At 73.2% G+C, this 13,482-nt stretch carries 10 protein-coding genes, 2 tRNA genes, 1 pseudogene and 1 riboswitch; of the genes and pseudogenes, 12 read left to right on the forward strand and 1 reads right to left on the reverse strand.

The genetic code is table 11. The features are described from left to right. The 3 genes and pseudogenes from ACIGEZ_RS31735 to ACIGEZ_RS31745 all read left to right on the forward strand — a co-directional run. Positions 1 to 245 (forward strand): annotated as a pseudogene (locus ACIGEZ_RS31735) (RNA helicase); the annotation flags it as partial. Between the two features lie 213 nt (positions 246 to 458). Then, entirely contained in the window at positions 459 to 3,743 is a 3,285-nt protein-coding gene (locus ACIGEZ_RS31740) for a FlgD immunoglobulin-like domain containing protein (RefSeq protein WP_399838058.1), read from the forward strand. Between the two features lie 117 nt (positions 3,744 to 3,860). Beyond that, a tRNA-Lys gene (locus tag ACIGEZ_RS31745) sits at positions 3,861 to 3,933 on the forward strand. Positions 3,934 to 3,991: 58 nt separating this feature from the next. Here ACIGEZ_RS31745 and sigJ read toward each other — a convergent pair. Beyond that, entirely contained in the window at positions 3,992 to 4,987 is a 996-nt protein-coding gene (gene sigJ, locus ACIGEZ_RS31750; RefSeq protein ID WP_399838061.1) for an RNA polymerase sigma factor SigJ, read from the reverse strand. Positions 4,988 to 5,192: 205 nt separating this feature from the next. On the opposite strand from sigJ, the gene ACIGEZ_RS31755 reads away from it, so the two are divergent. The 9 genes from ACIGEZ_RS31755 to ACIGEZ_RS31795 all read left to right on the forward strand — a co-directional run bounded on the left by ACIGEZ_RS31755 (position 5,193) and on the right by ACIGEZ_RS31795 (position 13,480). Next, entirely contained in the window at positions 5,193 to 5,672 is a 480-nt protein-coding gene (locus tag ACIGEZ_RS31755) for a rhodanese-like domain-containing protein (RefSeq protein WP_399838065.1), read from the forward strand. Between the two features lie 51 nt (positions 5,673 to 5,723). Then, positions 5,724 to 5,797, forward strand: a tRNA-Met gene (locus tag ACIGEZ_RS31760). Positions 5,798 to 5,903: 106 nt separating this feature from the next. Continuing rightward, a complete protein-coding gene (locus ACIGEZ_RS31765; protein WP_399838068.1) occupies positions 5,904 to 6,644 on the forward strand; it encodes a MerR family transcriptional regulator in 741 nt (246 codons plus the stop codon). Between the two features lie 324 nt (positions 6,645 to 6,968). After that, a complete protein-coding gene (locus ACIGEZ_RS31770; protein WP_399838070.1) occupies positions 6,969 to 7,364 on the forward strand; it encodes a hypothetical protein in 396 nt (131 codons plus the stop codon). A gap of 92 nt (positions 7,365 to 7,456) precedes the next feature. Then, complete coding sequence (locus ACIGEZ_RS31775) at positions 7,457 to 8,482, forward strand: PLP-dependent cysteine synthase family protein (protein ID WP_399838072.1); 1,026 nt, start codon at positions 7,457 to 7,459, stop codon at positions 8,480 to 8,482. Continuing rightward, positions 8,479 to 9,720 (forward strand): MFS transporter, encoded by a 1,242-nt coding sequence (locus tag ACIGEZ_RS31780; protein WP_399838075.1) that lies wholly within the window; start codon positions 8,479 to 8,481, stop codon positions 9,718 to 9,720. Before ACIGEZ_RS31775 ends, ACIGEZ_RS31780 begins: the two co-directional genes overlap by 4 nt. 62 nt (positions 9,721 to 9,782) lie before the next feature. Then, the gene (locus ACIGEZ_RS31785; protein ID WP_399838078.1) at positions 9,783 to 10,958 is read left to right on the forward strand and encodes a PP2C family protein-serine/threonine phosphatase; all 1,176 of its coding nucleotides are present in this window, start codon (positions 9,783 to 9,785) and stop codon (positions 10,956 to 10,958) included. Positions 10,959 to 11,214: 256 nt separating this feature from the next. After that, positions 11,215 to 11,361: riboswitch (cyclic di-AMP (ydaO/yuaA leader) on the forward strand. 11 nt (positions 11,362 to 11,372) lie between these two features. Continuing rightward, positions 11,373 to 12,467 carry a M23 family metallopeptidase gene (locus ACIGEZ_RS31790; RefSeq protein ID WP_399838081.1) on the forward strand — a complete coding sequence of 365 codons (1,095 nt, stop codon included), beginning with the start codon at positions 11,373 to 11,375 and terminating at the stop codon, positions 12,465 to 12,467. Positions 12,468 to 12,535: 68 nt separating this feature from the next. Then, positions 12,536 to 13,480, forward strand: coding sequence for an aldo/keto reductase (locus ACIGEZ_RS31795; protein ID WP_399838084.1), 945 nt, complete (start codon positions 12,536 to 12,538; stop codon positions 13,478 to 13,480). Positions 13,481 to 13,482: the final 2 nt, after the last annotated feature.

Consider the following 13,482-nt stretch of genomic DNA (forward strand, 5'->3'; position numbering starts at 1 on the left):
GCGGCGGCTTCCGCCGTGACAACGACCGTCCGTCGTTCAACCGCGACCGCCGCGACGACCGCCCCACCGGCGGCCACCGTGGCAGCGACCGCCCGTTCAACCGCGACCGCCGCGACGACCGTCCCTCGGGCGGTGGCTTCCGCCGCGACAACGACCGTCCGTCGTTCAACCGCGACCGTCGTGACGACCGTCCCTCGGGCGGCTTCCGCCGCGACGACAAGCCGCGCTGGAAGCGCAACGGCTGACCTTCCGTAAGGTCGTGAGGCCGTAAGGCCATGACAGGGCCCGTACGACACCAGGTGTCGTACGGGCCCTGGTTCGTCCTGTCGTACCGGTTGGTTACGATCACCGTGCAGGGGGAGCACCGGGGGAGAACCTGACAAGGACCGACCGGCGTGGCCGCAGAGCCGCCGGCGTGGGTGCCCGCCTGTCTTCGGACCATCTGGGAGGGGCATCCTTTGAACCGTCGTGCGCTCGTACGCGGCGCTGTCGCCGTCACCACCACGCTCGGCATCGCGGCCTCGCTGTGCGCCATGAGCGTCGGGATCTCCGCCGCCGCCGGCGCGGCCGACGAGGTGGTGATCCCGGACGCCGGGCGCTTCGCACCCCGCGACGACCGTCCGGCGCACGCGAGTGCGACCGGCTACGCCCATCGTGAGGAGGGCACCGCCGGCTACCTGTGGACGGACTTCGCCTCGGGCGGGAGCCGCGCGCTGGCCGCCGCGGACTGGGCCGGCCACTCCGGCCTCACCGCCTCCGCCGAGGCCGGGAAGGTCACCGTCACCGACCTCGGGACGGGCGGCAGGACCGAGGTGACGGTGCCCGAGGGGCAGGGCTGGCTCAAGGCGTACAACGCCGACACCGTGCTCACCGCCCGCTACCAGGACGGCGTGCCCGCCTTCTTCCTTCAGCAGGCCGTCGGCGGCACGACCGCCGAGCGCGCCGTGACGGCGCCGGAGGGCCTGACGGGTCCGACGCGGGTCCTCAAGCAGGACTCCGCGGGCGCGGTGCTCGGGATCTCCGGGAAGCCGTACCTCCTGGACTACGAGAGCGCCACGATCAAGCCGCTGCCCGAGCGGTTCTACGCCATCACCCAGCTCTTCCTCGGCAAGGACCACATCCTGCTGTCGAGCCCGACCGGCGACCGGCAGTACAGCGTGCGGCGGTCCGATCCGTCGACGGAGACCAGCACCTCCGTCCCGCGCTCCACCACGCCGCTCGGCTGGCGGTACGCGGTGGTCGGCGACTGGATCGTGCTGCGCGAGGACCAGGCGGCGTACGCGGCGGGTGGCAAGCTGCGGGCCGTCCCGATCGGCGGCGGCCCGGCCAGGGACCTGCTGGCGTACGCCGCCCCGGACATGGCGGCCGCGCCCGACGGCGGCCTGCTCGTGGTCGGCGGCACCGGCGCCAAGGACTGGGCGCTGCGCCGGGTCACGGTGGCCGCGGACGGGGCTCCGCAGGTCGAGAGCGTGCGCACGCTGCCCCAGGTGCCCGCGACGTACCACGGCCTGGCCCTCGGCGGCGGCCGGCTCGGCTACGTCAGCAACACCCTCGGCGGCGGCCTCAACGGCCTGTACGAGCACGACATCACGGCGGCGGGGGCAGGCGAGGCCAGGCTCCGCTTCCGCCACCCCGAGAGCTTCACGCCGTCCGGGCTGCGCTCGCTCGGCGACGGCGAGACGGTGGCCGCCATGAACGGAGGCCCGGGCAGCCCGATCGACCTCACCACGCTGCGCCTCCCCTACCTCGGCACGGGCTACGACATCGCCGACGCGGCCGGCCGCTACGTGATCGCCTCGAACGGCTCCCAGCAGAAGATCGTCGACCTGGACGAGCACAGCTCCGACCCCGTGCTGCTGTCCCGCGGCGTGACGGCCGCCTCGGTGTGGTCCGGCAAGCTGTGGAAGCCCGCTGCGACCAGCGGCACCGTCGACGCGTACGACCTGACGACGAAGAAGACCTCGGCCCCGGTCAACCTGAACTCCGGCTGCGTGCCCGCCGAACTGCAGGCGGTCGGCCGCTGGCTGTACTGGAACTGCGGCCCCACCGGCAAGGCCGGCGTGTACGACCACACGGCCAGGAAGAGCATCCCCGTGCCGTCCGGTGAGGCGCTGCTCGGCGACGGCTTCGTCGTCCGCCACGAGGGCGACAAGCTGCGTCTGACGGAGCTGTCCGGCGGCCAGACCTCCGACTTCGCCGACCTGCCCGCCTCGGGTGCCGTGTCGGGCCGGCACGGCACGTGGACGGTGGACCGGTTCGGCGGGGGCGTCGCGTACGTCGACGCGCGCAGCGACATCCACGTCAAGCGCGTGCCCGTCGCCCCGCAGCCCCTCGCCCTGACCGACGCGACCACGGACCACCGGTCCGGCGGGAACATCGCCGCGACCTGGCGCACCTCCCGCGCGGTCGGCACGTGGAGCGTCGAGGTGCGCGACGCGGCCGGCCGTACGGTACGGACCTTCGGCGGTGCGGCGGGCAAGGCCGCGGCCGTCGCGGTCGCGTGGGACGGCCGGGACGACCGGGGTCGTGGCTTCGAGGACGGCACGTACTCCTACGTGATGAACGCGCGGCCCGCGGACGGCGTCGGGGCTGCCGTGCGCACCACCGGAACGTTCCAGCTGAGCGGCAGCGCGCTGACCACGCTGCCCGGCACGTACACGCCGCTGGCCCCGGCCCGGCTGATGGACACCCGCTCGGGTCTCGGCGGCGTGCCCAAGGCCAGGGTGGGCGCGGGCAAGACGGTGTCGCTGAAGGTGACGGGGGCCGGCGGCGTGCCGGCGACCGGCGTGACCGCCGTGGTCATGAACGTGACCGCGGTGAAGCCGTCGGCCGGGGGCTTCGTCTCCGTGTACCCCTCGGGCACCCGGCGCACCTCCGCCTCCAACCTGAACTTCACGGCCGGTCAGACCGTCCCGAACCTCGTGGTCGTCCCCGTCGTCGACGGCAAGGTGAACTTCTACAACAACAGCGGTGCCGTGGACCTCCTGGCGGACGTCGCCGGGTACTACGCGGAGGGCACGGCCGGTTCGTCGTACCAGCCGGTCACCCCGACCCGGCTGATGGACACCCGCTCCGGCGTGGGCGTCGCCAAGGCGAAGGTCGGCCCGGGCGGCACGGTCACCCTGCCGATCGCGGAGCCGGGCGCGAAGGCCGTCGTCCTCAACGTCACGGCGACCAACGCGACGTCCGAGAGCTACGTCTCCGTCGCCCCGGGCGCCACGGGCAGCAGCGCGGCCTCGAACCTCAACTTCCGGGCCGGCCAGACGGTGCCGAACCTGGTGGTCGTCCCGGTCAAGGACGGCAAGGTCACCTTCTACAACCGCGCGGGCACGGTCGACCTGCTCGCCGACGTGGCCGGCTACTACGTGGAGGGCGGGGCCGGCGCCCGCTTCACCGCCATGCAGCCGATGCGCCTGCTCGACACCCGCACCGGCCTGGGCGCCCCCGCGGCGAAGGTCGGCGCCAAGAGCACGGTCGCGCTCCAGGTCACCGGCGAGCGGATCCCCGAAGGCGTCAAGGCCGTCGTCCTCAACGTGACGGCGACCGCCCCGACGGCCGCGAGCTTCGTCTCCGTCCACCCGGACGGCACCCCGCGCACCTCCGCCTCGAACCTCAACTTCACGGCGGGCCAGACGGTGCCGAACCTGGTGGTCGTCCCGGTCGTCAACGGCAAGGTCGCCTTCTACAACCACGCCGGCTCCGTCCACCTCATCGCGGACATCGCGGGCTACTTCACCGACTAGCCGGCGGCTCCGCCCCGGCCCGGTCCCGGCCCCGGCGCACCCCACGGTGCGCCGGGGCCGATACCCGATCGGTTTCGGGAAGCTCTCCGGCTATGCTGCACGGGTGTGCCTGTCCACGGGCCGTTAGCTCAATTGGCAGAGCAGCGGACTTTTAATCCGTTGGTTGTGGGTTCGAGTCCCACACGGCCTACCGAACACGACGCCCCGCCCGGTGAGAACCGGGCGGGGCGTCGTCGTGTGTCCGTCAGTCAGGAGCCGTCCGTCTCCGGGGAGTCGGAGCCGGGGTCGGAGTCGGCGACGGCGCCGCGGACTGAGCCGGGGACGCCCAGGGTCGCCAGGCGCTCCGGGTCCGCGACGATGTCGATCTCGACGATGCGGGCGTCGACGATCGTGAAGGACATGAGGCCCACCGGCACTCCGTCGGCGAGCGAGACCACGCCGGCCGCGCCGTTGACCACGACCGGGCGGGCGTCGTGACGGAACCTGGCGAAGGTGAGGGCCTGGGCGGTGACCGCGCGGGCGCCGCGGACCAGCTTGGAGGCGGCCGCGCGCAGGGCGCCGCCGTCCGCGCGGAGGACCACGTCCGGGTCGAGGACCGCGAGCAGGCCCTCGAAGTCGCCGCCCTGGGAGGCGGCCAGGAAGGCCTCGACGACCTCGCGCTGGCGGGCCAGGTCGGGTGCGGGGGCCGGGGCGGCGCCCTGTACGCGGCGGCGGGCGCGGCTGGCGAGCTGGCGGGTGGCGGCGGGGCTGCGGTCGACGATGGGGGCGATCTCGTCGAAGGAGACGGCGAACATGTCGTGCAGCACGAAGGCCAGCCGCTCGGCCGGGGCCAGGGTCTCCAGGACCACCAGCAGGGCCAGGCCCACCGAGTCGGCGAGCAGCGCCTCCTTCTCGGGGTCGGCGACGCCCTCGTCCCGTACGACCGGATCCGGCACGTAGTACTCCAGCGGGTCCTCGCGCCGGGCGGTGCGGGAGCGGAGCATGTCGAGGCAGACCCGGCCCACGACGGTGGTCAGCCAGCCGCCGAGGTTCTGCACGCCGCTCACGTCGGAGCGGTTCAGCTTGAACCAGGCCTCCTGGACGGCGTCCTCCGCCTCGCTGAGCGAGCCGAGCATCCGGTAGGCCACCGCCCGCAGATGGCCGCGGTCGGCCTCGAAGCGCGCGGCCAGGAGGTCCTGGGCAAGGAGGTCCTGAGTCCGGAGGGCCTGAGCCGGGAGGTCCTGAGCCGGGAGGTCTTTGTCCATCGGTTCCTCTTCCCCTTCGCGTCCCATCACCTGGTGATGACGGATGGCGGGACGGGAGTGTGACAGGCCCCGGCGACACCCGTCCGTTCCGGTACGTGAGATCCCCGCCCCGCGTCCCCGAACGCCCGGGAATCCCCGGCCGAGGCCCCTCACCGCCGTGGATCGCCACTTCAGCGTGATGATCATCGCCCCTAGATTGATCACCATGACGACGACGAACCCGGCCAACTCCGTTCTCCGCGTGCCCCCGGCCTCCCCCGCCGCCGCGGCCGCCTACTTCTCCGCCAGCCTCGCCTTCCACGCCGACGTCTCCGACGTGGCCTCCGCGCTGGCCGCGGACGGCGACCCGGGCTTCGTCGTGATCGACTCGCGCTCCACCGCCTCCTGGGACCAGGGGCACGTGCCCGGCGCCGTGCACCTCCCGACCGCGCTCATCCCCGAGCAGGCCGAGCAGCTCCTCGACAAGAGCGTCCCGGTCGTCACGTACTGCTGGGGACCCGGCTGCAACGGCGCCACCCGTGCCGCGCTCGCCCTCGCCGAGCTGGGCTTCCAGGTGAAGGAGATGCTGGGCGGCTTCGAGTACTGGGTGCGCGAGGGCTTCGCGTACGAGACCTGGGAGGGCCCCGAGCAGAAGGTCGCGGACCCCCTGACGGCGCCGGTCGACTCGGACGACTGCGGCTGCTGAGAAAACGGATTTCGGTTTCTGCTTCCCATGCCGTAGAGTCATATTCACCGACGCGGGGTGGAGCAGCTCGGTAGCTCGCTGGGCTCATAACCCAGAGGTCGCAGGTTCAAATCCTGTCCCCGCTACTCAGTAGCACGAAGGCCCGGATCCAGTCACTGGATCCGGGCCTTCGTCGTCTGCGCCGGTCTCCGTCTTGACCTTTACGCAACGTCAAGATTTAGCGTTCTCGGTATGGAGTGGTCGATCCAGGAGATCGCCAGAAAGGCCGGCACCACCAGCCGCACGCTGCGCCACTACGGCGAGCTGGGGCTGCTGGAGCCGAGCCGGATCGGCGCGAACGGTTACCGGTACTACGACCAGGCGGCACTCGTGCGGCTACAGCGGATCCTGCTGCTGCGCGAGCTCGGGCTCTCCCTGCCCGCCATCGCCGAGGTCCTCGAAGGCCAGCGGGACACGTCGGCCGCCCTGCGCACGCATCTGGCCCTCCTGGAACAGGAGCGCGAGCGCATCGGGCGGCAGATCGAGGCCGTGCGGACCACTCTCCACAAGACCGAGAGAGGAGAAGAACTGATGGCCGACGAGATGTTCGACGGTTTCGACCACACGAAGTACGAGGAGGAGGTCACCGAGCGCTGGGGCCGCGACGCCTACCAGGAGGGCGACCGCTGGTGGCGTTCGCTGAGCGACGCCGAGAAGAAGGCGTTCATGGCGGAGCAGGCCGGCATCGCCCGCGACTTCGGGCGGGCCGCCCGCGAGGGACTCGGGCCCGACAGCGACGAGGTGCAGGCGATCGCCCGGCGGCAGTACGCGTGGCTGTCCACCACCTCGACGCCGACCAAGGAGTACGTGATCGGGCTCGGGCAGATGTACGTCGACGACCCGCGCTTCGCCAAGAACTACGACCAGCACGGGGAGGGGGCGGCCGTGCTGGTGCGCGACGCGATGACCGTCTTCGCCGAGCGCAACCTGTAGCTCGCGAGGCAAGGCCCTGGGGCAGGGGCCCGGATTGGCGGGCCCGGTTCGGAGGCCCGGTTCGGAGGCCCGGTTCGGAGGGCCGGTTCGGAGGGTCCGGTTCGAAGGGTCCGGATCGGAGGGTCCGGATCGGAGGGTCCGGATCGGAGGGGCCGGATCGGAGGGGCCGGATCGGAGGGGCCGAAGCAGGGGTCCCGAAGCAGGGGTCCCGGGGCAACACCCGAAGCAAAGGTCCCGAAGTAAAGGTCCCGAAGTAAACGGTGGCCAAAACCGCGCCTGTCCCTTTGCACCCCCGCGCACGCGCCGCGTAGCGTCGCGGACACCATGAGTGACCGAAGCGTGACGGGGCTGCGGCAGGCAGGACGGCGGGCGCCCGCCGTCCTGCTGCTGTTCGCGCTCGTCGCGCTGGTCGCGGGCGTCTGCCACGGCGCGCACGGGCACTCCGTGCCCCTCGCCGGCGGCCCCGCCGGGATCACCGCCTCCGCCCCCGCGCTGCCGCACGGCTGCGAGCGGCCGGGGGAGAGCTGGTCCTTCGACGCCCATCTGCCCGTGCAGTCCGCGGGCACGCAGCTCTCGGCCCCGTCGGCCGGGGGCGCCGTCCTCCTCGCGTACGACGAGGTGTTCCCCGAGGCCCCGCACACGCGCTGCGTCCGCGGCCGGGCGGGCCCCGGCCCCGCGCCGGGCCGGCTGCTGATCGCCCTCGGAGTGGACCGGAACTGAGCCGGGTCGAGCACACGACGACCCCGGCCCCTTCCGCACGTCCGCATGCGCCGGCCGCGCATGCGCACCTCACCCCCTAGGGACGCACCCCCATGACGCACCCCGCCCATCTCCTCTCCGTCTCCGGACAGACCGTCGGCAACACCCCCGTGCTCTGGATGGACGACGGCTACTGGGCCAAGCTCGAAGGCTTCAACTTCGGCGGCATCAAGGACCGTGCCGCCCTCCACATGGTCGAGCAGGCCCGCCGCCGCGGTGAGCTGCGGCCGGGCGCCCCGATCGTCGAGTCGACCTCCGGCACCCTCGGCCTCGGGCTCGCGCTCGCCGGGATCCTGCACGGCCACCCCGTCCATGTCGTCACCGATCCGGGCCTCGAACCGATCGTCGAGCGGATGCTCACCGCGCACGGCGCCCAGGTCCACGTCGTACCCGAGCCGAGCCCGCACGGCGGCTGGCAGCAGGCACGCATGGACCGGGTCGCCGAGCTGCTGCTCGCCCTGGACGGGGCCTGGTGGCCCAACCAGTACGGGAACCCCGACAACCCGCAGGCGTACGGCGGGCTCGCCGCCGAGCTCTCCGGACAGCTGGACCGGATCGACGTGCTGGTCTGCGCGGTCGGCACCGGCGGCCACTCGGCCGGTATCGCCCGCGCGCTGCGCGCCGGCACCAGCCCCGCCCTCGAACTCGTCGGGGTCGACTCGGTCGGCTCCACCGTCTTCGGCCTCCCGGCCGGCGAGCGCCTGATGCGCGGGCTCGGCTCCTCCATCCACCCGGGCAACGTCGACCACGGCGCCTTCGACGAGATCCACTGGGTGGGTCCGGCCGACGCGGTACGGGCGGCCCGCCGCCTCGCGGCCCGGCAGTTCGCGACCGGCGGCTGGAGCGTCGGCGCGGTCGCGCTCGTCGCCGGCTGGCTGGCCCGCACCCGGCCGCGCGGCACCCGGATCGCGGCCGTCTTCCCCGACGGGCCGCACCGCTACTTCGACACCGTCTTCAACGACGAGTTCTGCGCCGCGCACGGGCTGCTCGACGGCCCCGTGCGCGAGGAGCCCGCGGCGTACGTCTCCGAGGACACCGTCAGCGGCTGGACCCGCCGGGCGATGGAGAGGGCGAAGTGACCACGGTGACGGCCTCCAAGGGAGGCATCTGGAAGCGGAGCCGCGGCTTCGACCCGGCCGTACGGCTGCTCTTCCTGAACCAGCTCACCATCAACCTCGGCTTCTACATGCTGATGCCGTACCTGGCCGCCCATCTGGCCGACGGGCTCGGCATGGCGGCCTGGGCTGTCGGGCTCGTCCTCGGCGCCCGGAACCTCTCCCAGCAGGGCATGTTCCTGGTCGGCGGGGCGCTCGCCGACCGGCTGGGCTTCAAGCCGCTGATCGTGGCCGGGTGCGCGCTGCGGACCGTCGGCTTCGGGGCGCTCGCCTTCGCCCAGTCGCTGCCGATGCTGATCGCCGCCTCGCTCGCCACGGGCCTGGCGGGGGCGCTGTTCAACCCGGCCGTGCGGGCCTGTCTGGCGGCCGAGGCTGGGGAGCGGCGCGTGGAGGCGTTCGCGCTGTTCAACACGTACTACCAGGCGGGGATCCTGCTGGGGCCGCTGGTGGGGGTGGCGCTGACCGGGGTGTCGTTCCGGCTGACGTGCGTGGTGGCGGCGGTGCTGTTCGCCGCGCTCACCCTCGTACAGCTGCGGCATCTGCCGGTGCGGCGGGCCGCCGGGGCGACCCGGGAGGCAGGGGAGCGGGGGCAGTTCCGCACGGTGCTCGCGAACCGGGTCTTCTGGCTGTTCTCGCTGGCGATGACCGGCTCGTACGTGCTGTCCTTCCAGGTCTACCTGGCGCTGCCGCTGGCCGCGGACGGCACGGCGGCGACGACGGCCCTGTTCGTGGTGTCGGCGCTGGTGGCGCTCGCCGGGCAGCTGCGGATCACCGCCTGGTGCTCGGCGCGGCTCTCCCGTGAGCGGTGCCTGGTGCTCGGGCTCGGCCTGATGGGGGCCGCGTTCCTGGTGCCGGCGGCGCTGGGGCGGTCCCTGGCGGGGCTGCTGCTGTGCGCGGCGGTCCTGGCGGTCGCGAACGCCGTCCTCTACCCGTACGAGATGGACACCGTCGTCGCCCTGTCCGAGGGCCGCTGGGTCGCCACCCACTACGGGCTCTACAACACGGTCTGCGGGATCGGCATCACCGTCGGGAACCTGGGCACGGGCGCCCTGCTCGACGTGACCGGCTGGTCGGCGGCGCCCTGGCTGGTGCTGTGCGCCGTCGGCCTCGGGTGCGCGGCGGCCATGGCGGCGCTCGCGCGGGGCGGGCGGCTCGCCGTACGCCAACCGGCCGAGGAGGAGTCGCCGTCCCGCCCGGCCTGACCCCACCCTGAGGGGGGTGCGGGCCGGTCCGCGGCCGGGCACGTCCAGGCGGGAGAGCACAGGTGGCGCGAGCAGCGGTGCGGCGCGGGCCCGGCGGCGAGGGCCGGGGCCCGTACCCGGTCGCCCGGCGCTTCCTGCGCGCGCTGCCCCCGCTGGTGATCGTGGGCGGGATCGTCTTCGACCTGGCGACCCCGGCCACGTACACGGCGGCGCCGATGTTCTCGGCGGCCCCGCTGATCGCGGCCCCGTTCTTCTCCACCCTGACGACGCTGCTCACCGGCATCGCCGCCATCCTCGCCAGCGTCGGTCTGCACGTCTACAACGGAACGGCCGACGAGATCCCGGCGCTCACCGAGACCCTGACCGTCGTCACGGTCTCGGCCCTCGCGCTGCTGATCAACCGGGTGGTGCGGCGCAGTGGCGAGCGGCTCGCGTCGGCGCGGGTGATCGCGGCGACGGCGCAGAAGGCGGTGCTCCCGGCGCCCGCGGAGCGGATCGGCGGGCTCCAGATCGCGGCGCGGTACGAGGCGGCGCAGGCCGACGCGTTCATCGGCGGCGACCTGTTCGCGGTGCAGGACACCCCGCACGGGGTGCGGCTCGTGGTCGGCGACGTCCGCGGCAAGGGTCTTGAGGCGGTGGAGGCGGTGGCGGTGGTCATCGGCGCCTTCCGTGAGGCGGCCGAGCAGGAGCCGACGCTGGAGGGCGTGGCGCAGCGGCTCGAGCGGGCGCTGGCCCGCGAGGGCACCCGGCGGGACGATCTGGACGCGTTCGAGGGGTTCACCACGGCCGTGCTCGCCGAGATCCCGCGCGGCGACGGGTCCGTACGGGTGGTCAACCGCGGGCATCCGGAGCCGCTGCTGCTGTACGGGGACGGGGCCCTGGCGCAGCTGCGGCCGAGCGAGGCGGCGCTGCCGCTGGGGATGGGGGAGCTGGCGGTGTGGCCGGACCGGGCCGACGAGGCCGCGTACCCGCCGGGCGCGACGCTGCTGTTCTACACGGACGGGCTCTCGGAGGCGCGGGACGCGCGGGGGGTCTTCTACGATCCGGCGGCGCGGCTCGCGGGGCGGATCTTCCCGGGGCCCGAGGAGCTGCTCGACGCGTTGGTGGCGGATGTGCGCCGGCACACGGGCGGGGGTGCGACGGACGACATGGCGCTGCTCGCGGTGAGCCGTCCGGCGGTGGGGCAGCCCGTGCGGCGGCGGACGATGCCGATGGTGCCGCCCGCCGGGGGGCGGTGACGTGCGGGTGGTGACGTGCGGGTGGTGAGGTCCGAGGGCGGTGACGTGACGTAGTCGAAGGGTGTCGCTCCGATAACAATTGACGTAACGTCAGATCGGGGGTTTGCCCCTGACCCTTTTCTGAAGGGGGGTCAAGTCGGACCATTTTCTCCCAATTCAGTGAATGATCACTCGGGACAGCTTGGAATCGGGTGGCCGTGTCTATTAACGTTCGATAACGCAGCGCGGTCGTCCCAGCCGTCGCAAGAGACGGCACCGTGCGCGCGCGCCGAATCCCGAAAGGGAACCGGGGAACCACCACTTGGGGTGAATCGGGCAACGTCGCACCCGTGCGACCCACCCGTAGGAGACCTTCCTGCTCCGAACCCGTCAGCTAACCCGGTAGGCGAGAAGGAAGGAAAGGAGAGCGCCTTCGTGGCGTCCAACACCCCCGGTCCCCAAGCCTCCTTCGACTACTTCGGCGCCCCCGGCGCCACGGGCGCGGACGGGGAGGAGTGGAACCCCACCGAGGACACCCTGCGGGCCCAGAGCCGCTCCGGCGGCCGTCACCGGGTCGTCAAGCAGCGCTCCAACTTCGCGCGTTCCTCCACCGTCCTCGGTGTCGGCGTCATCGCCGCCGTCGGCGCGGGCGGCCTGGCCACCGCCCAGGAGAAGCCCCCCGTCTCGATAGCCCTGCCGGACCTCGACCTCCCGGACGCCTCCGAACTGCCGGGCGTCGGCGAGCTGATCGGCTCCGGTCACGAGGACGGCGCCGCCGCGAAGGGCGACGCGGCGAAGAACAACCCGCAGCCGCTCACCGCGCTCACCTACGCCGTCCCCGCGGACGCCCCGGCCGGCGGCGACGCCGCGCAGGCCGGCACGCAGGAGCAGACCCGGACCGACGCCGGCGAGGCGCTGCGCGCCCGCATCCTCCAGCAGGCCGAGCAGCAGCAGGCCGCCGCGGACACGGCGGAGAAGGAGGCGGCGCAGAAGGCGGCCGCCGAGAAGGCGGCGGCGGAGGCCGAGGCCAAGGCCGAAGCGGCGGCGAAGGCGGCCGCGGAGGCGAAGAAGAAGGCCGAGGCGGAGGCGGCGGCGAAGGCCGAGGCCGAGCGCCTGGCCAAGCTCGCCGCCGGCTACTCGCTGCCCACCTCCTCGTACACGATCACCTCGACCTACGGCGAGGCCGGCTCCATGTGGTCCTCCGGCCACCACACCGGCCTGGACTTCGCCGCCCCCACCGGCACCCCGGTCAAGGCGGTCCACGGCGCCACCGTGAAGTCGGCGGGCTGGTCCGGCGCGTACGGCTACCGCATCGTCCTGGAGCTCGAGGACGGCACCGAGGTCTGGTACTGCCACCTGTCCTCGATGACGGTCGGCGTGGGCCAGTCGGTCGGCACCGGCGACACCATCGGCCGCGTCGGCGCCACCGGCAACGTCACCGGCCCCCACCTCCACCTGGAGGTCCACACCCCCGGCGGCTCGGGCATCGACCCGGCGGACTGGCTGGGGTCCAAGGGCCTGAGCGTCTGATTCCGCGTCGCGGGGGGTCGTCCCCCGCGGCCGGAATAGGCGGGGCGGCGTGGAGGTTGGTCCCTCCCATGACCTCTCTCCGCAAGCTGGGCGCCTCCGACCTGCACGTCTTCCCGCTCGCCCTCGGTGGCAACGTCTTCGGCTGGACCGCCGACGAGGCGCAGTCCTTCGCCGTCCTCGACGCCTACGCCGCTGCCGGCGGCAACTTCGTCGACACCGCCGACACCTACTCCTCCTGGGTCGAGGGCAACCAGGGCGGCGAGTCCGAGACCGTCATCGGCCGCTGGCTCGCCTCCCGCGGCAACCGCTCCGACATCCTCGTCGCCACCAAGGTCGGCGCCCACCCCCGGTACAAGGGGCTGAGCGCCACGACCATCAAGGCAGCCGCGGAGGAGTCGCTGCGCCGCCTCGGCACCGACCACATCGACCTCTACTACACGCACTTCGACGACGAGTCCGTGCCGGTCGAGGAGATCGTCGTCGCGCTCGACCAGCTGGTGAAGGACGGCAAGGTCCGGGCCATCGCTGCCTCCAACATCTCCCCGGAGCGGCTGCGCGCCTCGCTCGACTTCGCCGAGGCCGAGGGGCTCGCCCGCTACGTCGCCCTGCAGCCGCACTACAACCTGGTCTCCCGCGAGACCTACGAGGGCGCCCTCCTGGACACCGCCGAACAGGCCGGCCTGGCCGCCGTGCCGTACTTCGCGCTCGCCTCCGGCTTCCTCACCGGCAAGTACCGCCCCGGCACCACCGTCGCCAGCGCCCGCGCCGGCAGTGCGGCCAAGCACCTGGAGACCGAGCGCGGCCAGAAGGTGCTGGCCGCCATGGACGCGATCGCCGAGGCCCACGACACCGAGGTCGCCACCGTCGCCCTGGCCTGGCTGGCCGCGCGGCCGACCGTCGTCGCCCCGATCGCCTCCGCCCGCACGGTCGAGCAGCTCCCCGCGCTCGTCGCCGTCGCCGACCTGAAGCTGACGGAGGCGGAACTGGCCGTGCTCACCGAGGCCTCCGCGTAGCG

It is taken from the genome of Streptomyces sp. NPDC085481 (assembly GCF_044541845.1).
Lineage (GTDB): Bacteria > Actinomycetota > Actinomycetes > Streptomycetales > Streptomycetaceae > Streptomyces.